The sequence below is a fragment of the Rhodoferax sp. RT5P35 genome (genome assembly GCF_056521385.1).
The window spans coordinates 176121-197882 of sequence record NZ_JBWMAX010000008.1 but is presented as its reverse complement, the minus strand read 5'-3'; the positions used below and the strand labels follow the sequence as shown (position 1 = coordinate 197882).

17 protein-coding genes are annotated in these 21762 nt (G+C 63.6%); 12 read left to right on the top strand and 5 right to left on the bottom strand.

Features of this window, described 5'->3' with window-relative positions; all coding sequences use genetic code 11:
• Window positions 1-142: 142 nt before the first annotated feature.
• Both AC097L_RS14745 and AC097L_RS14740 read right to left on the bottom strand, forming a co-directional pair.
• Window positions 143-3214, bottom strand: a complete 3072-nt coding sequence (locus AC097L_RS14745; protein ID WP_479587211.1) for an MdtB/MuxB family multidrug efflux RND transporter permease subunit — start codon at window positions 3212-3214, stop codon at window positions 143-145.
• 136 nt (window positions 3215-3350) lie between these two features.
• The gene (locus AC097L_RS14740) at window positions 3351-4859 is read right to left on the bottom strand and encodes an MdtA/MuxA family multidrug efflux RND transporter periplasmic adaptor subunit (RefSeq protein ID WP_479587209.1); all 1509 of its coding nucleotides are present in this window, start codon (window positions 4857-4859) and stop codon (window positions 3351-3353) included.
• Window positions 4860-5080: 221 nt separating this feature from the next.
• Here AC097L_RS14740 and AC097L_RS14735 point away from each other — a divergent pair, with 221 nt between their 5' ends.
• Both AC097L_RS14735 and AC097L_RS14730 read left to right on the top strand, forming a co-directional pair.
• Window positions 5081-5542, top strand: coding sequence for an N-acetyltransferase family protein (locus tag AC097L_RS14735; RefSeq protein ID WP_479587207.1), 462 nt, complete (start codon window positions 5081-5083; stop codon window positions 5540-5542).
• An 18-nt stretch (window positions 5543-5560) separates the two neighbouring features.
• A complete protein-coding gene (locus AC097L_RS14730; protein ID WP_479587204.1) occupies window positions 5561-5995 on the top strand; it encodes a VOC family protein in 435 nt (144 codons plus the stop codon).
• Here AC097L_RS14730 and murI read toward each other — a convergent pair.
• Together murI and AC097L_RS14720 are read right to left on the bottom strand one after the other, a co-directional pair.
• On the bottom strand, window positions 5992-6795 hold the full coding sequence (murI, locus tag AC097L_RS14725) for a glutamate racemase (RefSeq protein WP_479587339.1): 804 nt from the start codon (window positions 6793-6795) through the stop codon (window positions 5992-5994). The two genes, AC097L_RS14730 and murI, sit on opposite strands and share 4 nt — an antisense overlap.
• Window positions 6796-6893: 98 nt before the next feature.
• Window positions 6894-8444: a fumarate hydratase gene (locus AC097L_RS14720; protein WP_479587202.1), complete on the bottom strand. Its 1551-nt coding sequence runs from the start codon at window positions 8442-8444 to the stop codon at window positions 6894-6896.
• 268 nt (window positions 8445-8712) lie between these two features.
• On the opposite strand from AC097L_RS14720, the gene AC097L_RS14715 reads away from it, so the two are divergent.
• The 9 genes from AC097L_RS14715 to AC097L_RS14675 all read left to right on the top strand — a co-directional run bounded on the left by AC097L_RS14715 (window position 8713) and on the right by AC097L_RS14675 (window position 19091).
• The gene (locus tag AC097L_RS14715) at window positions 8713-10656 is read left to right on the top strand and encodes a PhoX family protein (RefSeq protein WP_479587200.1); all 1944 of its coding nucleotides are present in this window, start codon (window positions 8713-8715) and stop codon (window positions 10654-10656) included.
• A 213-nt stretch (window positions 10657-10869) separates the two neighbouring features.
• Window positions 10870-11748 carry a branched-chain amino acid ABC transporter permease gene (locus AC097L_RS14710; RefSeq protein WP_479587338.1) on the top strand — a complete coding sequence of 293 codons (879 nt, stop codon included), beginning with the start codon at window positions 10870-10872 and terminating at the stop codon, window positions 11746-11748.
• Window positions 11738-12868: a branched-chain amino acid ABC transporter permease gene (locus AC097L_RS14705; protein ID WP_479587198.1), complete on the top strand. Its 1131-nt coding sequence runs from the start codon at window positions 11738-11740 to the stop codon at window positions 12866-12868. Before AC097L_RS14710 ends, AC097L_RS14705 begins: the two co-directional genes overlap by 11 nt.
• Window positions 12865-13611: an ABC transporter ATP-binding protein gene (locus AC097L_RS14700; RefSeq protein ID WP_479587196.1), complete on the top strand. Its 747-nt coding sequence runs from the start codon at window positions 12865-12867 to the stop codon at window positions 13609-13611. Before AC097L_RS14705 ends, AC097L_RS14700 begins: the two co-directional genes overlap by 4 nt.
• The gene (locus tag AC097L_RS14695; RefSeq protein ID WP_479587194.1) at window positions 13611-14297 is read left to right on the top strand and encodes an ABC transporter ATP-binding protein; all 687 of its coding nucleotides are present in this window, start codon (window positions 13611-13613) and stop codon (window positions 14295-14297) included. Before AC097L_RS14700 ends, AC097L_RS14695 begins: the two co-directional genes overlap by 1 nt.
• A gap of 99 nt (window positions 14298-14396) precedes the next feature.
• Complete coding sequence (locus AC097L_RS14690; protein ID WP_479587192.1) at window positions 14397-16514, top strand: 3-hydroxyacyl-CoA dehydrogenase NAD-binding domain-containing protein; 2118 nt, start codon at window positions 14397-14399, stop codon at window positions 16512-16514.
• A gap of 161 nt (window positions 16515-16675) precedes the next feature.
• On the top strand, window positions 16676-17851 hold the full coding sequence (locus AC097L_RS14685) for an acetyl-CoA C-acyltransferase (protein WP_479587190.1): 1176 nt from the start codon (window positions 16676-16678) through the stop codon (window positions 17849-17851).
• A gap of 92 nt (window positions 17852-17943) precedes the next feature.
• Window positions 17944-18150: a hypothetical protein gene (locus AC097L_RS14680; protein ID WP_479587188.1), complete on the top strand. Its 207-nt coding sequence runs from the start codon at window positions 17944-17946 to the stop codon at window positions 18148-18150.
• 11 nt (window positions 18151-18161) lie between these two features.
• A complete protein-coding gene (locus tag AC097L_RS14675) occupies window positions 18162-19091 on the top strand; it encodes a glutathione S-transferase family protein (protein WP_479587186.1) in 930 nt (309 codons plus the stop codon).
• Between the two features lie 23 nt (window positions 19092-19114).
• On the opposite strand, the gene AC097L_RS14670 is transcribed toward AC097L_RS14675, so the two are convergent.
• Window positions 19115-19777: a DUF1223 domain-containing protein gene (locus AC097L_RS14670; protein ID WP_479587184.1), complete on the bottom strand. Its 663-nt coding sequence runs from the start codon at window positions 19775-19777 to the stop codon at window positions 19115-19117.
• Window positions 19778-20071: 294 nt separating this feature from the next.
• Here AC097L_RS14670 and pgm point away from each other — a divergent pair, with 294 nt between their 5' ends.
• Window positions 20072-21712 carry a phosphoglucomutase (alpha-D-glucose-1,6-bisphosphate-dependent) gene (gene pgm, locus AC097L_RS14665; RefSeq protein ID WP_479587182.1) on the top strand — a complete coding sequence of 547 codons (1641 nt, stop codon included), beginning with the start codon at window positions 20072-20074 and terminating at the stop codon, window positions 21710-21712.
• Window positions 21713-21762 lie beyond the last annotated feature (50 nt).

Below are 21762 nucleotides of genomic sequence, written 5' to 3'. Positions count from 1 at the left end.
ATACGCATTCCAAACCGGGGGTGGTTGTTAACGCCAACCCGCCAATAAGGGGCAGAGCCCAAATGCGGGAAGTGTCGTGCTCGAACCGCAAACACTCTGCGCGCAATTGGGATCTGACCCCTATTGGCTACATTCCCGCCGGTCATCGCGCCCGCCATTTTTCGGCCAAACCCGCAAAGCCCAGGTAAATCACCGGCGTAGTGAACAGCGTCAGCAGCTGGCTGACGATCAATCCACCGACCATGGTCACGCCCAGCGGATGGCGCAGCTCGCTGCCCACGCCGGTGCCCAGCATCAGCGGCAAGGCCCCCAATAGCGCGGCCAGGGTGGTCATCAAAATCGGCCGAAAACGCAGCAAACACGCCTGGTGGATGGCGGCGCGCGGGCTCAGGCCTTGTTCGCGCTCGGCATCCAGCGCGAAGTCAATCATCATGATGGCGTTCTTCTTGACGATGCCGATCAGCAGCACGATGCCGATGATGGCAATGATGTCCAGGTCCAGCCGGAACACCAGCAGCGCCAGAAGCGCACCCAGCGCCGCCGAGGGCAGGGTGGACAAAATCGTCACTGGGTGGATGAAGCTTTCGTACAGCACACCCAGCACGATGTACATAGTGATGATGGCCGCCAGAATCAGCAGCAAAGTGTTGTTCAGCGATGCCTGGAAGGCCAGCGCCGCGCCCTGGAAGCTGGTCTCGATGCTGGCGGGCAGCTGCAGCGCCGCTTCTTCGGCCTGGATGGCGCTGACCGCATCGCCTAGCGAATGGCCAGGCGCGGTGTTGAAGGAAATGGTGGCCGACGGAAACTGCCCCGCGTGGTTCACCGCCAGCGCGGCGGATCGTTCTTGCACCTTGGCCACACTCGACAGCGGCACCTGCACGCCGTTGGCACCGGGCACATACAGCCGGGACAGCGCCTGCGGCCCCAGCCGGTCCTGCGGCCCCACCTCCAGCACCACGCGGTACTGGTTGGACTGGGTGTAGATGGTGGAAATCAGCCGCTGGCCAAAGGCGTTGTACAGGGCGGTGTCGATGGCCGCCACCGTCACCCCCAACTGCCCGGCCGCGGTGCGGTCGATCTCAACATAGGCCTGCAGGCCCTTGTCTTGCACGTCGCTGCCCACGTCGGCCAGTTGCGGCAGGCTGCGCAGGCGCTCCAGCAGCGCGGCGGCACCGGTGTTGAGCTCGTCGAAACTCGGCGACGACAGCAGGAACTGGTACTGGGTCTTGGAGATGCGGTCTTCGATGGTCAGGTCCTGCACCGGCTGCATGTACACCGTGATGCCCGACACCTTACGGCTGGCATCGCTGAGGCGGCGAAGGATGGCGCTGGCCGACGCGTCGCGTGCGGCCTTGGGCTTGAGGTTGATCAGAATTCGGCCCTGGTTCAACGTGGTGTTCACCCCGTCCACGCCAATGAAGGACGACACGCTCTGCACCGCGCTGTCTTGCAAAATCACCGCGGCCAGCGCCTGTTGCCGGTCCGCCATGGCTGCAAACGAGCTGCTCTGCGCGGTCTCGGTCATGGCCTGGATGACACCCGTGTCCTGCAGCGGAAAAAAGCCCTTGGGTACTACAAAGTACAGCCAGCCAGTGAGCACAACGGTCAGCACAAATACGATCAGCGTGCCCGCCTGGCGTGCCAGCACCCAGTGCAGAGCCACGCCGTAGCGGCGGATCAGGCTGTCGAAAAATTTACCGGTGGCTTGGTAGATGCGGCCATGGCTTTCCTCGGGCGTGTGCTTGAGCAGGCGCGCGCACAGCATGGGCGTGAAGGTGAGCGAGACCACTGCGGAAATCAGGATGGATACCGCCAAGGTAATCGCGAACTCGTGGAACAGCCGCCCGACCACATCGCCCATGAACAGCAGCGGAATCAGCACCGCAATCAGCGAAATCGTCAGTGAAATGATGGTGAAGCCGATCTGCTTGGCACCCTTGAGCGCCGCGTCAAACGGCTTCTCGCCTTGCTCCACGTAGCGGGCGATGTTCTCGATCATCACGATCGCGTCGTCCACCACAAAGCCGGTGGAAATGGTCAGCGCCATCAGGGTCAGGTTGTTGATCGAAAACCCGGCCAGGTGCATCACGCCAAAGGTGCCCACCAGCGACAAAGGCACCGCCAGACTCGGGATCAGTGTGGCCGAGCCGCTGCGCAAGAACACAAAAATAACGGCCACCACCAGGCCAATCGCCAACAGCAGCTCCATCTGCGTGTCGTCTACCGAGGCGCGGATGGTCACCGTGCGGTCTGTCAGGATCTGCACATCCAGCGAGGCGGGCAGGGTGGCTTGCAGCTTGGGCAGCAGGGCCTTGATGCGGTCAGCGGTGTCGATCACGTTGGCACCGGGCTGGCGCTGGATATTCAGGATGATGCCGGGGGTAGCGTTGGCCCAGGCGGCGAGCCGGATGTTCTCTGCGTCATCCACCACGTTCGCCACGTCCTTCATGCGGATGGCCGCCCCGTTCTTGAAGGCGATGACCAGGTTGCTGTACTCGGCGGCGGACCGCAATTGGTCGTTGGCGTCGATGGTCGAGGCGCGCAGCGGGCCGTCGAAGCTGCCCTTGGCCTGGTTGGTGTTGGCGGCGGCAATGGCGGTGCGCACATCGTCCAGCGCCAGGCCCACACCGGCCAGCTTGCCTGGGTCGGCCTGGATGCGCACGGCGGGGCGACCGCCCCCGGCCAGCGCCACCAGGCCCACGCCCTCGACCTGCGACAGCTTCGGGGCCAGCCGGTTTTCCACCAGGTCGTGCACGCGGATCACCGGCAGCGAGGGCGAGGTGATGGCCAGCGTCAGGATGGGCGCATCCGCCGGGTTCACCTTGCTGTAGGTGGGCGGCATGGGCAGGTCGCTGGGCAGCAGGTTGCTACCGGCGTTGATGGCGGCCTGCACCTGCTGCTCGGCCACGTCCAGCGACATCTCCAGCGAGAAGCGCAGCGTGATCACCGAGGCACCGCCCGAGCTGGTGGACGACATCTGCGCCAGCCCCGGCATCTGGCCAAACTGGCGCTCCATCGGCGCGGTGACCGACGATGTCATCACGTCCGGGCTGGCACCGGGGTACAGCGTGGTGACCTGGATAGTGGGGTAGTCCACTTCGGGCAGGGCGGACACCGGCAGCAGCCGGTAGGCCAGCAGCCCGGCAATCAGGATGGCCAGCATCAGCAGCGACGTGGCGATCGGGCGAAGGATGAAAAGTCTGGACAGGTTCACTGGAGATCCCTACGGCGCATAAGGTGCGAACGGCCAGGCCAGAACGCCGCGGAACCGGCTTTGCCGGGCCGCCAGGGTTGCCCCCTGCAAGGGGGTGGGCGGCCACACAAAGTGGGCAAGCCTGGGGGTGTTCAATCTATCCACCTGAGGCTTCTTTTTGCCGGCGTTGTTCGCGCCTTTGTTCGATGAAGGCCTTGCGTTCGTCGGGCGACATCTTCAGGAACTTGTCCTGCACATCCTGCGGCAGGCGGTCCAGCCAGCGGGGGCGCTCCTCGGCGGTGGTTTCGCTGGCGGGAGCGGTTTTCTGTGGGGCAGCGGGTGCTTCGGATTTTGTAGCTACTGGTGCAGACGCTGCCTGCGCTGGAGCCGTATTTGTTTCAGATTTCTGGCGCTTGCCCGTATCGGCAGCCGGGGCGGCAATCACCTCTACCTTGGCACCTTCGCGCAGGCGGTCGGCCCCGTCGGTCACCACCCTCTCGCCCACCGAGATATCGCCCCGCACGCTGACCCCGTCGCCATCGGTGGCACCCAGCTGGATGCGGCGCACGGTGACGCTGCCGTCTTCCTTCACGGCGTACACATACGTGCCCTGCGCGCCGCGCTGCACGGCGGCAGACGGCACCACCATGGCATCTTTCAATGTGCCCAGCTGCAGCACCACGTTGACAAACTGGTTGGGAAACAGCGCGGCGTCGGCATTGGCAAACTGGGCTTTCACTTTTAGCGTGCCGGTGGTGGTGTCGATGGCGTTGTCGGTGCTGGCCACTTTGCCCACGGCCAGCTTGTTTTTGAGTGCCCGGTCCCAGACCTCGACCACCAGCGGCGCTTTGGCAGCCAGCTTCTGGTTGATCTGCGCCACATTGGCCTCGGGCACAGCAAACACCACGTTCAGCGGCTGGGTCTGGGTGATGCTGACCAGGCCGTTGGCGTCGCTGGTCTGCACCATATTGCCCACGTCCACCTGCCGAAAGCCCAGCCGCCCGGCGATGGGCGCACGCACCTGGGTGTACGAGAGCTGCAGTTTGGCGCTGTCAACCTGGGCCTGGTCGGTCAGCACCGTGCCCTGCAGCTGCTTGACCAGCGCGTCCTGCGTGTCCACCTGCTGCTTGGCAATCGAGTCCTTGGCCAGCAAATCCTGGTAGCGGGCCAGGTCCAGCTGGGCGTTGCGCAACTGGGCCTGGTCGCGCGCCAGGCTGCCTTGGGCCTGCGACAGCGCGACCTGGAAGCTGCGCGGGTCGATCTCGGCCAGCACCTGCCCGGCCTTGACCTGCTGGCCCTCGGTAAAACGCACCGCCTGCAAAACGCCTGCCACTTGCGAGCGCACCACGGCGGTGTTGAGCGCGCTGATATTGCCGATGGCCGACACCAGCACCCGCACATCGTGCTGCTGGACGGTGGCCACCGACACCGGCTGCACATTGCTGGCCCCGCCAAAGCGCCGCCCGCCTGCTGCGCCACCTGCACCACCAACACCCGGCGCGCTGGCCGATTTGGCCGGAGCCGCCACCGCGCTGGCATCCGCCGCACTGTGGTGTTGCCCCCACCACCAGCCCCCACCGCCAGCGGCAACCACCAGCAAAACCAAGCCCAGGTAGCCCGGCCCGGACAGGCCTGTTTGGGTGCGTATAAAAGTGCGTTGGTTCATGGTCGGGAAAGAGGGAAAGTGGTGGTGGGGCGCATACCGCGTGCATATTAGCCCGTAGGCCCACGGGCTCCGCTCCGCGCGGCAGGCCTTTACGATGGATTTACCCCCGCGCCAACTTGCCTTACGCGCTAACGGCAGGACTGCTACGGAATGCGTAGCTGCTGGTGCAGGTGGAATATGCGCTAAAGTGGTATTTTTAACCCGATTTCTACGCTGTACCGATGCCGATCCGCCCCGCCACACTGCACGACCTTCCCGCCATCGCGCCGCTGTTCGATGCTTACCGCCAGTTCTACGACCAGCTGCCTGATCTGCCGCGGGCTACGGCCTTCATCCAGGCGCGCATGGTGAATGGCGAGTCCACCATCCTCGTGGCACAGGGCGACGGCGGTCGGTTGCTGGGGTTTTGCCAGCTCTATCCTTCGTTCTGCTCTGTGGCGGCTGCGCCCATTTACGTGCTGTACGACCTGTACGTGGCTGCGGACGCGCGCAAATCCGGCGCGGGCCGGGCGCTGTTACAGGCGGCGGAGCAGTACGCGGCTAGCCAGGGCGTGGCGCGGATGGACCTGACTACGGCCAAGACGAATTTGGCCGCGCAGTCGGTGTACGAGTCGCTTGGATGGGTGCGTGACACCGTGTTTTTTGCGTACAGCAAGGCCGTGGATGGCCCGGCTGCCGTTTGACCCACTGAGGAGTTCACCATGCCTGAAGCAACCGGTATAGACCACATCTACATCACCGTGTCTGACCTGGCGTGCGCCGAGCCGTTTTACGACCAGGTGCTGGTGGACGCTTTAGGCTTTCGCAAGAACGCGTTTGTCTTAGGCGTTGATCCGCACATCCAGTACTTCAACCGCCACTTCGGCTTTGTATTGCGTCCGGCGCGCAGTGGCGTGCCGCACGACCCGTATGCGCCAGGTCTGCACCATTTTTGCCTGCGGGTGGACACGGTGGCTGACGTGCAGGCGGTGGCCGGGCAACTGCGCGCGGCGGGCCTGGATGCCACACCGGCCCGGCTGTACCCGGAATACGCGCCCGACTACTGGGCCACGTTTTTCACCGACCCCGACGGAATCCGGCTGGAAGTGACCAACTACCGCCAGGAGCGGCGGGCGCGGCACGACGCCTGGGATTAGGCCACCCAGCGCACCGCATCCTCGGTGGCAAACCCCAGCCAACGCCGGGCGGCGGCTTGCAGCACGCCGGGCTCGCCGGTGGTGACGGGTTGGACCCGGCCCGGCCCTTGGGTTGCCAAGGTGCCAGCGCTTTCCAGCAAAGACTGCGTACGCCGTGCCACCGGTTCGCCAGTGGACAAAATCTGCACCTGCGGGCCCACCAACTCGGCCAGATGGGCCTGCGCGAAGACGTAGTGGGTGCAGCCCAGCACCAGCGTATCGATCTCGCCCGGGTTTGAGCCAAATCGACCCATGGCGTAGGTGTATTCTGCGCAGAGTGCTATTATTTTTGAGTCATCACCGGTTTCCACGCTGCGGCTGATGGCATCGGCCAGGCCGTCGCAGGGCTGCACAACGAAGTCGGCCTGGTCTTGCAGGCTGGTGCGCAATGCCTTGAACTTGGCGCTGGTGACGGTGCCGCGCGTACCGATCACGCCCACGCGTTTGGTATGGCTGGCGGCGGCTGCTGGCTTCAAGCCCGGCTCTACGCCCACGATGGGCAGGCCCGGGTGTTCGGCGCGGAGCAGGGCGACTGCGGCCATGGTGGCGGTGTTGCAGGCGATCACCAAGGCCTTGATGTTGTGCGTTTCCCGCAGGTAGGTGGTGATGGCGCCGGAGCGATTGACAACGTGCGCACCATCGCGCTCTCCGTAGGGCGCGTAGGCGCTGTCGTCCAGGTAGACGAAATGCTCCAGCGGCAGCGCAGCCTGCAGCGCCTGCAAGACGCTCAAGCCGCCGATGCCGCTGTCAAATACCCCGATGGCATTGTTGCCCCCACGCTGGTCACTGCGTGTACTGCGCTGCCCCCCGAGGGGGTGCTCGCTTGCTTGGGGCGGCCCGGCGCGGCGCTCGGTGGCCTTCAAGCCGCTACGACTCCGATATTTTTGAATTCCCCCGTGGCAATCCGCTTTTGCCACTCTGCCGGGCCGGTGATGTGCGCGCTGGTGCCGCCTGCATCCACAGCCACGGTCACGGGCATGTCCACCACGTCGAATTCGTAGATGGCTTCCATGCCCAGGTCGGCAAAGCCCACGACCTTGGCGGTTTTGATGGCCTTGCTGACCAGGTAGGCGGCACCGCCCACGGCCATCAGGTAGGCGCTCTTGTGCTTTTTGATGGCTTCGATGGCGACCGGGCCACGCTCGGACTTGCCGATCATCGAGATCAGGCCGGTCTCAGCCAGCATCATTTCGGTGAAGCCGTCCATGCGGGTCGCGGTGGTGGGGCCGGCGGGGCCCACGGCTTCGTCACGCACTGGATCGACCGGGCCGACGTAGTAGATGACGCGGTTGGTGAAATCTACCGGCAGCTTCTCGCCCTTGGCCAGCATGTCCTGGATGCGCTTGTGGGCGGCATCGCGGCCGGTGAGCATCTTGCCGTTCAGCAGCAGGGTGTCGCCGGGTTTCCAACTGGCGACTTCGGCCTTGGTCAGGGTGTTCAGGTCGACCTTTTTGCTCTTGTTGTAGTCGGGGGTCCAGTTGACGTTGGGCCACAGATCCAGGCTGGGTGGGTCCAGGTACACCGGGCCGCTGCCATCCATCACAAAGTGGGCGTGGCGGGTTGCAGCGCAGTTGGGGATCATGGCCACGGGCTTGCTGGCGGCGTGGGTGGGGTACATCTTGATCTTGATGTCCAGCACGGTGGTCAGGCCGCCCAGGCCTTGCGCGCCAATGCCCAAAGCGTTGACTTTTTCGAACAGCTCCAGGCGCAGCGCCTCGGTCTTGGTGAGCGCGCCGCCCGCCGACGACTTGGCCTGCAGCTCGTACATGTCCAGGTCGTCCATCAGGCTTTGCTTGGCCATCAGCACGGCTTTTTCGGCCGTGCCGCCGATGCCAATGCCCAGCATGCCGGGCGGGCACCAGCCAGCACCCATGGTGGGCACGGTTTTCAGCACCCAGTCGACCACCGAGTCGCCGGGGTTGAGCATGACCATCTTGCTTTTGTTCTCAGAGCCGCCGCCCTTGGCTGCCACGGTGATGTCCACAGTGTTGCCAGGCACTATCTCGGTGTGGATGACGGCGGGGGTGTTGTCCTTGGTGTTCTTGCGGTCGAACTGCGGGTCGGCCACGATGCTGGCGCGCAAGGTGTTGTCGGGGTGGGCATAGCCCTGGCGCACGCCTTCGTTGATGGCATCGTCCAGGCTGCCGGTGAAGCCTTCCCAGCGCACGTCCATGCCCACTTTGAGGAAGACGTTGACGATGCCGGTGTCCTGGCAGATCGGGCGCTGGCCGGTGGCGCTCATCTTGCTATTGGTCAGAATTTGGGCAATCGCGTCCTTGGCCGCCGCACTCTGTTCGCGCTCATAGGCGCGGGCCAGGTGGGCGATGTAGTCCGTGGGGTGGTAGTAGCTGATGTACTGCAGGGCAGCGGCGATGGATTCGATCAGATCGGCTTGGCGGATAGCAGTCATGGGGGCCTGGCTTGGATGTGGATAGGAAAGAAAGGGCAAACCCGCAGATTATCCGCTGTGCGGCGGTGTGGGGTGCGGTGGGCTGTGGAGCGTCTGCGTGCTCCGTTAAACATAGCTACTGGCGCATTTATATATTGCGCTGGAGCTCGATTTTGTCCTGAATTTTTGGTTCAGGCGGTGTGTCTGGGTTTTGTCAAAAAATTGTCACACCCCGTTCTTATGATCCGCCCAAAAGTCTGATGTATCCCCCACTTCCTGGAACCCCACCATGTCTGATGTTTCTATCGCTTCGCGCCGCAGCGCGCTGAAATTTTTGGCTACTGCGCCGATGCTGCCCTTGGGCGCATTTGCCACCACCTCGTTCTTGTCCGGTTGCGCCACCACCGCTCCGTCCAGCGCCGGTTTCGTGTCGGCCACTTTCACCGGCATGGCCGCGCCCACCCTGGCGAATCCAGCGGCCATGGCCACCATGGCCGTGGGCTCTACCCTCAACGTGGCCTACAGCGACAACAGCACCCGCAGCTACAAATTAGCCTACCAGCCGTTTTTCAACACCGGCGACATGGTGCCGGACGGCAAGGGCGGCAAGGTGCTGGCCGGTGGCTACTTTGATATCCGCAACCAGCCCATCCTGGACCGCTCGGTGCCCGGCAAAGAGCGCCATTTCTTCTCCGACTGCCCCGATGGCAGCTCGCTGCTGACCCTGGCCAATCCGAATGTGCCCGGTGTCAAAGGCAACACCGTCTTCGCCGTGGTGCAGTTTGAATACACCACCCGCGACCAAAAGGGCGCCGATGCCTACGGCACGCTGCCGTCGCCCATCGCCGTGCTCACGCTCGACCAAAATCCCAAAACCGGCCAGCTCAGCCTGGTCAAGTACCACAACGTGGACACCTCCAGCGCCCACGGCCTGTGGATCACCTGCGGTGCCAGCCTGTCGCCCTGGAACACGCATTTGTCCAGCGAAGAGTACGAGCCCAACGCGCCCTTTATTGGCGAAGTCAAGCACTTCAAGGCCTTCAGCAAGAACGTGTTTGGCGATGAAAACAAGGCCAACCCCTACCACTACGGACACCTGCCGGAAGTCACCGTCAACCCCGACGGTACCGGCACCATCAAAAAGCACTACTGCCTGGGCCGCATATCGCACGAGCTGATCCAGGTCATGCCCGACAACCGCACTGCGCTGATGGGCGACGACTTCACCAACGGCGGTCTGTTCATGTTTGTGGCCGACCGCGAAAAAGACCTGTCCGCCGGCACCCTGTACGTGGCCAGCCTGGACACCGGCTTCTCGGTGAACCCGACCGCAGCGGCAGTGGGCGTGTACTGGGTCAAACTGGGCCACGCCACCAGCGCCGAGATCGAGCAGATGGCCAATACCCTGAAGCCCGCCGACATCATGGACGTGCGCAAGGACGACCCCAAAGATGCCAGTTTTACCCAGGTGTTCTTGAGCGGCGTGCCCAACTGGATCAAGGTCAAGCCCGGCATGGAAAAAGCCGCTGCCTTCCTGGAAACCCACCGCTACGCCGGTCTGGTGGGCGGCACCATGGCCTTTACCAAGATGGAAGGTACGACTGTCAACATCAAGGACAAGGTGGCCTATTCCGCGCTGTCCTACATCCAGGAATCCATGGTCAAGGGCGGCAAGGGCTGGACGGCAGGCAGCGGTATCGCCCTGCCAAAGGCCTTGGTGGCCGGTGCCGTGATCGAGCACAAGCTGGTGGGCGGCCAGAAAGACATTCTGGGCGAAGCTATCCGCAGTGACTGGGTGCCCGTCGCCACCAAAACCCTGCTGGCCGGGGAAGACATTGCCGCCGATGGCATGGGCAACCTGGCCCACATCGACAAAATCGCCAACCCCGACAACCTGAAGTTCTCGGAAAAGCTGCGTACCCTGTTCATCGGCGAAGACACCAGCCTGCACGTCAACAACTACCTGTGGGCCTACAACGTCGACACCAAGGCCCTGAGCCGCGTGCTGTCCACCCCCGCAGGCGCGGAATCCACTGGCCTGCACGCGGTGGACGAAATCAACGGCTGGACCTACATCATGAGCAACTTCCAACACGCCGGTGACTGGATTCCCGCGCTGCACGGCAAGGTGCAAGCCACCCTGGACCCGCTGGTGCGCGCCAACTACAACGACCGCTTTGGCGCGGCAGTGGGCTATTTGACCGCCGACCCGATGGCGATCAAGCTGGGCTGATGCAGGCGGCCCTGGCCGCAAGGATGTTTGCTACATAAAAAAGAGCTGCTAGCGTATATAAAATATGCGCTGGCGGCTCTTTTTGCTTGTTTTTTAGGCGGCAATCCGCTGGCCGGTGCCCTGGGGCCCTGCGCTATGCCGGGCTACACTTTGCCGCCGCTGCATGGTGCCGCGGCCCGTTGGCTGGATGGCCCTGCCTTTGGTGCCCATCCCATGGAGTTTTTGACCCTTTCGCTCTTGAACGGCCTTGGTTACGGCTTGCTGCTGTTCATGCTGAGCGCGGGCCTGGCGCTGATTTTCAGCATGCTGGGCGTGCTGAACCTGGCCCACGCCAGCTTCTACATGTTGGGCGCGTATGCGGCCTACAGCCTGACGGGGGTGCTGGGCTTCTGGCCCGCGCTGCTGCTGGCCCCGCTGCTGGTGGGCCTGGTAGGCGCGGGGTTTGAACGCACCGTGCTGCGCCGCGTCCAGGCCCATGGCCCCGATCGGCACAAGGCAGAGATGCTGGTGACCTTTGGCCTGGCCTTGGTGCTGGGTGAGCTGGTGCAACTGGTGTGGGGGCGCGGCCCGGTGGACTACCGCATTCCGTCGGCGCTGGCCGGGCCGCTGTTCACGCTGTGGGGCACGCCGTTTGCGGCCTATCGGGTCTTTATGGTGCTGGTGGCGCTGGGCATGTGGTTGGCGCTGTGGCTGCTGTTCACCCGTACCCGCACCGGGCTGGTGGTACAGGCCGCCCTGACGCATCCCGATGCCGTGCAGGCCCTGGGCCATAACGTGCCGCGCATTTGCACGCTGGTGTTTGGCGGCGGTGCGGCGCTGGCCGGGCTGGCGGGTGTGGTGGGCGGCAATGCCTTCGTCACCGAACCGGGCATGGCGGCCACGGTGGGCTCGGTGGTGTTTGTGGTCGTCGTGGTGGGCGGCATGGGGTCGTTGGCCGGGGCCTTGGGTGCGTCGTTGCTGATCGGTGTGCTGCAGACGTTTGCGGTGGGCTTCGATTCCATCAGCCGGTTTGCGCCGCTGCTGCCGTACGCCCTTTTGATTTTGGTATTACTGGTGCGCCCCCACGGGCTTTGGGGGCGGCATGCAGATTAAGACCGCAGGGGCCGCATGCGCCCTGGTGCTGCTGGCCGCGCCCTGGGTCTTCAGCAGCAGCCTGGGCCTGAACCTGCTGACGCAAATCGGCATCGCCGCCATCGTTTGCCTGAGCTACAACATCCTGCTGGGGCAGGGGGGCATGCTGAGTTTTGGCCACGCCCTCTATTCCGGCCTGGGTGCATTTGCCGCCATCCACGCACTGAACGCCAGCGTGCTGCCGGTCAGCCTGGTGCCCATAGTGGGCGGGCTGGCCGGGGCCATGGCGGGGCTGTTGCTGGGCTGGTTGACTGCGCAAAAGTCGGCCACCACCTTTGCCATGGTGACGTTGGGCCTGGGCGAACTGGTGGCGGCGCTGGCCTGGCTGCTGCCGCAGGTGTTTGGTGGCGAGGCGGGAGTGTCGGGCAACCGGGTGGCGGGCACGGCCACTTTCGGCATCACTTTCGGACCACAGATACAGGTTTATTACCTGGTCGCGGCCTACACCCTGGTGTGTACCGCGCTGATGTTCGCCTTCACGCTCACGCCCCTGGGCCGCATGCTGAACGCGGTGCGCGACAACCCCGAGCGGGTGGAATTTGTGGGCTTTGATACGCGGCGGATACGCTGCATGGCGGTGGTTATCGCCGGATTTTTTGCGGGCATCGGTGGTGGGCTGGCGGCGCTGAACTTCGAGACGGTGACTGCCGACGTGCTGGGCAGCCAGCGCTCGGGGGCGTATTTGCTGTTTACCTTTTTGGGCGGCTCGGGCCATTTTTTCGGCCCGGTGCTGGGTGCCGTGCTGATGGTGTTGGCGAACGTACTGCTCAGCGGCATTACCAGGGCCTGGCTGCTGTATGTGGGCTTGGTGTTTATTGCCATGGTGGTGTGGATGCCTGGTGGAATGGTCAGTCTGACCGGGCACCTGCGCTGGCGCAGTGTGCCTCGGTACGCCGCCTGGTCATTGGCGTTTGCCGGGTTTGCGGCCATGGTGGAGATGGTCTACCAGCTGCAGCTGCGGGCGGCGTTGGGGCCGGAGTTGCGCTTCATGGGCCTGGCGCTGGATGCGACCAGCGGGCTGAGCTGGGCCGGGGCCACTGCGGCTTTGGCGGCAGGCGTGCTTTTGGGACTGCGCAAATGACCCCCGCGCTGCAACTCATTGCCCTGCGCAAGAGCTTCGGCCCGGCGCAGATCATCCAGGGCACGGATCTTTCGGTAGCCACAGGCGAGCGCGTGGCCTTGATCGGCCCTAACGGCGCGGGCAAATCCACGCTGTTTAACCTCATCAGTGGCCGCATCGCCCCCAGCAGCGGCCAGGTTCTGCTGCACGGCCAGCCTATCCACGGCAAAAAACCATTCGAAATTTACCGCGCAGGACTGTCGCGCAGCTTCCAGACCAGCAACCTGTTTGCTCGCCTCAGCGTGTTTGAAAACCTGCGCTGCAGCTTGCTGTGGAGTCAGGGGTACGGCTATAGCTTTTGGCGGTTGCTGAATAGCCTGAAGGACGTGCGCGAACGGGCCGAGCAGGTCATGGCCCAAGTGCAGCTGGGCGGCAAACGCGATGTGCAGGCCGCCCACCTGACCTACGCCGAGCAGCGGGCGCTGGAGCTGGGCATCACCATCGCAGGCGGAGCCAGCGTGGTCCTACTGGACGAGCCCACGGCCGGCATGGGCGCACACGAGGCAGCCTGTTTTGTGCAGCTCATCCGCAAGGTGACGCAAGACAGGACGCTATTGATAATAGAGCACGATATGCAGGTAGTGTCAGCGCTAGCAGCCAAAATAGCTGTATTGGTGGCGGGCGAAGTCATTGCCTTCGACACCCCCGAGGCGGTGCGCTTCAACCCGCTGGTACAGGCCGCCTACCTGGGGCAGGTGGCCTGATGCTGCAAGTCCAAAACCTGCGCGCCTTCTACGGCCAAACCCCTGTGTTGCACCGCGTGTCGTTCGCCATCTTGCCCGGTGAAACCGTGGCTCTGCTGGGCCGCAACGGCGCAGGCCGCTCCACCACCGCCAAAGCGTTGATGGGCCTGGTGCGCTGCGAGGGTTCCATCCTGTGGCGCGGCCAGCAACTGGTGGGTCAGCTACCGTTTGCCATCGCCCAGCAAGGCATCGCCTATGTGGCCGAAGCCCGCGACATCTTTCCGCGCCTGAGCGTGCACCACAATCTGCTGTTGGGTAAAAAAGGCAGCGGTTCGTGGACTTTCGATGCCGTCTACACCTTGTTTCCGCAACTCAAGGCTAGAGAGCACACCCCCGGCGGCGTGCTCTCGGGCGGCGAACAGCAAATGCTGGCCCTGGCCCGCGCGCTGATGGGCAACCCCCAGCTCTTGGTCATCGACGAACCCACCGAAGGCCTGGCCCCGCAGGTGGTGGCGCAGGTAGCGGTTGCCCTGCGCCTGCTGAAAGCCCAGGGTGTGGCTGTGTTGCTGGTGGAGCAGAAACTGGCGCTCGCGTTGGACGTGGCCGACCGGGTGCTGGTGATGGGGCGGGGGCAGGTGGTGTGTAACGGTGCGCCCGAAAACCTGCGTGCGGACAAGGCGCTTTGCGCCGAGTGGTTAGGGCTGTAAATCCTGTCCCAACTGGGACAAACCAGCAGAGGTTAACTCCGGTTGAGCCCCTAGAATAAAAATCGAACGATCGTTCTATTCCAACTTCGAGGTGTACGCATGACGGCTCCCAACCCTTCCTCCCCCGTTCTTTACCAAGTCCACGGCAACATTGCTGTGATTACGCTGAACAACCCGCCAGTGAATGTCCTAGGTTTGGCGACCCGCCGCGCGGTGACCGCCGGGCTGGCACAGGCGAATGCCGATGCGGCGGTGGTGGCGATGGTGCTGACCGGTGCAGGCAAAGCTTTTTCGGGCGGGGCGGACATCAAGGAATTCGACACGCCTCAGGCCATGCAGGAGCCGAACCTGCTGAGCATGATTTTGGCTATCGAGCACTCGGCCAAGCCGGTGGTGGCTGCCATCCACTCTGTCTGTATGGGCGGCGGGCTGGAGACTGCCTTGGGTTGCCACTACCGCATCGCCGCGCCCGACTGTAACGTGGCGCTGCCCGAGGTCAAGCTGGGCCTGATCCCCGGAGCGGGGGGCACGCAGCGGCTGCCCCGGGTGCTGGGCGTGGAAGTGGCGCTGAACATGATCGTCAGCGGCGAACCGGTGAAAAGCGAGCTGCTGGCATCGCTGCCGGGCCAAAAGCTGTTTGACAAATTGGCCACGTCGCCCGAATCGCTGCTGGAAGAAGCCTTGGCCTTTGCCCAATCCATTGCCGACGTGCGTCCCTTGCCGCTAGTGCGCAACCTGAAATGCAAGCACCCGCAGGGCGATGCCTACTTCCAGTTCGCGCGCAACATGGTGAAGGGAATGGCAAAGAACTACCCGGCCCCGCTGAAGTGCGTGGACGCGGTAGAGGCTGCGACAAAGCAGAAGTTTGAAGCAGGCATGGCTTTTGAAATCAGCACCTTCATGGGCCTGATGATGACCTCGGAAAGCCGCGCCCTGCGCCACCTGTTCGCGGCCGAGCGTGCTGCCTCCAAAATACCCGATGTGCCTGCCGATACAGCCCAGCGCGCTATCAACAGCATAGCGGTTATCGGCGCGGGCACTATGGGTGGCGGCATCGCCATGAACTTCCTGAACGCAGGCATTCCGGTCAAGATGCTGGAGGCCAAACCCGAAGCTTTGGAACGCGGCGTGGCCACCATCCGCAAGAACTATGAATCGCAGGTCACCAAGGGCAAGCTCAAGCAAGACAAGTACGAGCAGCGCATGGCCCTGTTGAGCACCACGCTCAGCTACGACGACCTGAAGGATGCCGACATGGTGATCGAAGCCGTGTTCGAAGACATGGGCGTCAAAAAAGCCGTGTTCCAGGAACTCGACCGCGTGATGAAACCTGGCGCGATTTTGGCCAGCAACACCTCCACGCTGGACCTGGACCAGATCGCCAGCTTCACCCAGCGCCCGCAAGACGTGGTGGGCACGCATTTCTTCAGCCCCGCCAATGTGATGAAGCTGCTGGAAGTGGTGCGCGGCAAGGCGACTGCCAAGGACGTGCTGGCCACGGTGATGGCGCTGGGCAAAAAGATCAAGAAAACGTCCGTGGTGTCCGGCGTGTGCGACGGCTTCATCGGCAACCGCATGGTCGAGCAATATGGCCGCCAGGCGGGCTTTTTGCTGGACGAGGGCTGCACCCCGGCCCAGGTAGACAAGGCCCTGGAAAAGTTCGGCATGGCCATGGGGCCGTTTCGCATGGGCGACCTGGCGGGCAACGACATCGGCTGGGCCATCCGCAAGCGCAAGGTAGTGGAACAGCCGGGCCTGAAGTACAGCAAGACAGCCGATCTGCTGTGCGAGTTGGGTCGCTTTGGCCAGAAAACCGGCGCGGGTTGGTACGACTACCAGGCGGGCAAGCGCGATGCGATGCCTAGCGCGCTGGTGGAGAAGATGGTGGCGGACCACCGGGCCAGTTTGGGGCTAACGCCGCGCAAGATTGGTGATGAAGAAATCGTGCAGCGCCTGGTGTTTGCCATGGTGAACGAGGCCGCGCACATTCTGGAGGAGGGCATTGCTTCCAAATCCGGCGACATCGACATGGTGTACCTCACCGGCTACGGCTTCCCGATTCACCGCGGTGGCCCCATGCACTACGCCAATGAGATCGGGCTGTTCAACGTGGTGCAGGCCATGCAGCGCTTCGCCCAGAACCCGCTGGACGATGCCGCCTTCTGGACCCCCGCGCCCCTGCTGGCTCAGCTTGCCGCCGACGGCGGAACTTTGTAAACCCCCAGGCTACAGTGCTTCGCATCTTTCGCCAACCCCCTTGCAGGGGACAACACCAGCAGCCTGGCAAAGCCAGTTCTGCGGTGTTTCTGGTAGGCGTGCGTTCAGACTGTAGCCAGGAGTTGCGTAGTTATAGAACCTTCAAACTAGGAATAAAGAACATGACCGCCGCCGTAATCGTTTCCACCGCCCGCACCCCCCTGGCCAAAAGCTGGAAGGGCTCTTTCAACATGACCCACGGGGCCACCTTGGGTGGCCACGCCGTGCAGCACGCCATCCAGCGTGCAGGCATTGAAGCCGCCGAGGTCGATGACGTGATCATGGGCTGCGCCACGCCCGAGGGCGCCACCGGGGCCAACATCGCCCGCCAGATTGCCCTGCGCGCAGGCTGCCCGGTAACGACATCGGGTGTCACCGTGAACCGCTTTTGTTCGTCTGGCCTGCAAACCATCGCCATGGCCGCGCAGCGCATCATTGCCAACGAGGGCGACGTGTACGTGGCGGGCGGTGTGGAGAGCATTTCCTGCGTGCAGCAAGAGATGAACACCCACATGCTCACCGACCCCTGGCTGGTCAAAAACAAGCCCGAGATTTACTGGAACATGCTGCAAACCGCCGAGCTGGTGGCGCAGCGCTACGGCATCAGCCGCGAGCAGATGGACGCCTACGGCGCGGCCAGCCAGCAAAAAGCTGTAGCTGCCCTGGCCGCCGGGCTGTTCACCGCCGAGATTGCGCCTATCACCGTCACCATGGGCGTGGCCGACAAGGTGCGCGGCCTGATGACCAAGGAAGTTACCGTCAGCCAGGACGAAGGCATACGCGATGGCACCACGGCTGAGGGCATTGCCGGTCTGCGCTCGGCCATGCCGGGTGGGTTGATTTCAGCCGGTAACGCCAGCCAGTTTTCCGACGGCGGCGGTGCCGTGGTGGTGATGAACGAAACCCTGGCGAGCCAGCGCGGCCTGCAGCCGCTGGGCCGGTTTTTGGGCTTTGCGGTGGCGGGTTGCGAGCCGGACGAAATGGGCATTGGCCCGGTGTTTGCCATCCCCAAGGTGCTGAAACGACTTGGCCTGAAGGTCAGCGATATCGACCTGTGGGAGCTGAACGAAGCCTTCGCGGTGCAGGTGATCTACTGCCGCGACAAGCTGGGCATCCCGGCCGAGCTACTGAACGTGAACGGCGGCGCGATTGCTGTGGGCCACCCCTACGGCGTGAGCGGCCAGCGCCTGACCGGCCACGCGCTGATCGAAGGCAAGCGGCGCGGCGCCAAGCGGGTGCTGGTGACGATGTGCATTGGCGGTGGCATGGGCGCTGCGGGTGTGTTTGAAGTACTATAGAAATAATAGCTACTAGCGCATATTCCACCTGCGCTAGGGGCCTATTTCTTGTAAATATGGCGCACGGTGCGTCACGGGGTTACAGTGCGGCCATGTTCACTGAAAAAACTATTCGCCGGGTCGAAAACGCCATTTGGCTCCTGCTGTACGGCGGGCTGCTGACCCTGGTGCTGGGCCTGTTCACCCAGCGCGCCGACGATGACCTGGGGCTGGCACTGGTGGTGGGTGGCGGCATTGCGGCGGTGTTGGGGGCGGTGTTGATTTACCTGCGTTCGCGGATGAATTCCAAGCAAAAATAACGGAGACCCGGATGGCCGATCTGATCCTGCACCACTTTAAGACCTCGCCCTTCGCCGAAAAGATCCGCCGCGTGCTGGCCTTCAAGCAGTTGGCCTGGCAGTCGGTCAACATCCCGCCCATAGCGCCCAAGCCCGATGTGGAGGCGCTCACCGGCGGCTACCGCAAAACCCCCATCCTGCAAATCGGGGCCGACATCTACTGCGATACCGCCCTGATTTGCGACGTGCTGGAACACCGCCAGCCCGCGCCATCCCTGTCGCCCGCTAGCCACAAGGGCCTGGCGCGGGTGCTGGCGCAGTGGGCCGACACCACGCTGTTTGGTACCGCCATGGCCTACAACTTCCAGCCCGACGGCGCGGCGCAGTTGTTTGCCCAGGCACCGCCCGGCTTTGCCCAGGCTTTTGCCGACGACCGGGCCAAGATGGGCGGCATCGCGCCGCGCCTGCGGGTGAATGACGCCACCACCGCCTACAAATCCTACCTGCGCCGCCTGGCCACCATGCTGGAAGACCAGGCCTTTCTGGTCGGCAATACACCTTGCCTGGCCGATTTCGCGGCCTACGCGCCGCTGTGGTTCACCCGCGTGAATGTGTCCCGCATTGCAGGCATTCTGGATGCCACCCCGGGCGTGCTGGCCTGGATGGACCGCATGGCGGCGTTCGCCCAAGAGGAGGCGGGGCGGATGAAATCTGCGGACGCGATAGCCGTGGCGGCAGCCGCCACGCCGCTGGCCCTGGCCGACGAGATGTTCCAGGACGACCACGGCATTCCTTTGGGCAGCCAGGTGCGCGTGCACGCCGAGAGCTTTGGCCTGGAGGTGACCGAGGGCGAGCTGGTCGCCGCCACCCGCATGCACCTTACGCTGCGCCGGGTGGATGCGCGGGCAGGCACGGTGCACGTGCACTTTCCGCGCATCGGTTACGTGCTGCGCAAGGTGTAGCTTTCGATTCAGGAAGGGGTGACTCAGCAAGGAGCTGAGATGGCCTGTAGCGTTTTGCCGGTTTGCGGGTCAAACACCACCAGATTCACCTGCCGGGGATGGTCCGGGCTGCGGGCGATGCTGCGAAACGCCAGCTTCTGTGCCGTGCTGGCATTGCTGGCGTACACCCCTGCCACCACATACTGGCGCACCACAAAGTCGTGCTGCAAAAATTCGCCCGCGTTCTCGCCCGCTTTTACCTTGGAGCTGTAGCCGTTCTCGGTCACCGTCCAGTAGGCCGACCAGCGGCCTGGCGCACCGGCCACCGGCGTGACCAGCGCCTCGAACTGGTCGGGGCCCAGTTGGTGCAGGCTGATGTTGGCCAGCCCCGGCTCAGCGGCTGTGTCCGCCACATTGCCGCCCCAGCGCGCCCAGTCTTTGCCGTTCAGCACGGCTTGCGGCGTGTAGATCGAAGCCAACTGGTTCCAGGCACCCACCTGGCGTTGGCGCACGGTATGCGCGGGCGTGGCGAAGCGGTCCACCCAGCCCAACTGGTCCCAGTACCCCACGTGGAAGGCTTGCACCACCGCCGCTTGGCCCTGGAGGTGGCTGAGCCACTGGTCGGCAGGCGGGCAGGAGCTGCAGCCCTCCGAGGTGTACAGCTCCACCACCGGTAGCCGGTTTTTGCCCGACTGTTGCGTGCACATGCTTTCAGAAGAAAAAGAGGCTCCCGCGCAGATAGACAGTACGCTAGAAGCTATATATTGGATAGCACTTGCCATGGTGGCTCCTGGAAAAAAGTAATCGATAGCCATTGGTCGGAGCAGGGCGGCAGAGCTTACACAGTGCGTGTCTGCCCGCCCTCCAAAGCGCTTTAAATTAACCAGGTAAGGCCGTGTAACAAGCCCAAACTGCCAGGCGCGTGTGGTTCAATATTGCAGCCTGCACACCCGCCGTGCAGGCCACGCGAGACACACCCAACACAAGAAATGGAACCCTCCATGTCCCATAGCCCCCTAGCCGGTCACACCGCACCGCTTTCCATGCTGGTCAATTTGCCACGCCTGGTCACCGCTTACTACAGCCTGCAACCCGATCCGGGCACCAGCACCCAGCGTGTGGCGTTTGGTACCTCCGGCCACCGGGGCAGCGCTTTCCACAGCAGCTTCAACGAACAGCACGTGCTGGCCATCACCCAGGCCATCTGCCAGTACCGGGCACTTAACAACATCACCGGCCCGGTGTTCTTGGGTATCGACACCCACGCCCTGTCCGAGCCCGCCGGCGCTACCGCGCTGGAGGTGCTGGCCGCCAACGGCGTGCATGTGATGCTGGCCGAGGGCGACGAATACACGCCCACGCCGGCCGTGTCCCACGCCATCCTGGTCTACAACCAGGGCCGTACCACCGGCCTGGCCGACGGCATTTTGATGACCCCGTCGCACAACCCGCCCGAAGACGGTGGTTACAAGTACAACCCCACCAACGGCGGCCCGGCCGATAGCGATGTCACCGGCTGGATCGAAAAAGCCGCCAATGTGCATCTGGAAACCGGCCTCAAGGACGTAAAGCGCATGCCCTACGCCCAGGCCCTGCGCGCCGACACCACCCACCGCCATGATTACGTGACCCACTATGTGGCCGACCTGGCCAATGTGATCGACATGGATGTGATCCGCGGCGCGGGCGTGCGCATGGGCGTGGACCCGCTGGGCGGCGCGGGCGTGCACTACTGGGCCCGCATTGCCGAGAAATACGCGCTGAACCTCAGTGTGGTGAGCGAGCAGGTGGATGCCACCTTCCGCTTCATGTCGGTGGACTGGGATGGACGCATCCGCATGGACCCGTCCAGCAAGAACGCCATGGCCTCGTTGATCGGGCTCAAAGACAAATACGACATTGCCTTTGCCTGCGACACCGACCACGACCGCCATGGCATCGTTACCCGCAGTGTCGGTCTGATGCAGCCCAACCACTACCTGGCCGTGTGCATCGACTACCTGTTCCAGAACCGCCCCGGTTGGAGCCAACAGGCCGGCATCGGCAAAACCCTGGTCAGCAGCAACATGATCGACCGGGTGGCGGCCCGCCTGGGCCGCAAGCTGTACGAGGTGCCAGTCGGCTTCAAATGGTTTGCCAACGGCCTGTGCGATGGCAGCCTGGGCTTTGTGGGCGAAGAAAGCGCGGGCGCGTCCTTCCTGCGGCGCGACGGCAGTGTGTGGACCACCGACAAAGACGGCCTGGTGCCCGCCTTGCTGTCGGCAGAAATCATCGGCCGCACCGGCCGCGACCCCGGCGAAGCCTACAAGCTGCTGACCGATGCCTTCGGTGCCCCGGCCTATGACCGCATCGACGCACCCGCCACGCCGGAACAAAAAAAGAAGCTTGGCAAACTCACCCCGCAGCAGGTCACCAGTGCCGAATTGGCGGGCGAGCCCATCACCAAAGTGCTGACCACGGCCCCCGGCAACGGTGCCAGCCTGGGCGGCCTGAAGGTGATGACCGAGAACGGCTGGTTCGCCGCGCGCCCCTCGGGCACCGAGAACATCTACAAAATCTACTGCGAAAGCTTCCACGGCGAAGAGCATCTGCGCCGCATCGCCAAAGAAGCGCAAGGCATTGTGGATTTGGCCCTGGCCTGATTTTGCTATGTAATAAATAGCTAATGGCGTAGATAATATATGCGCTAGAG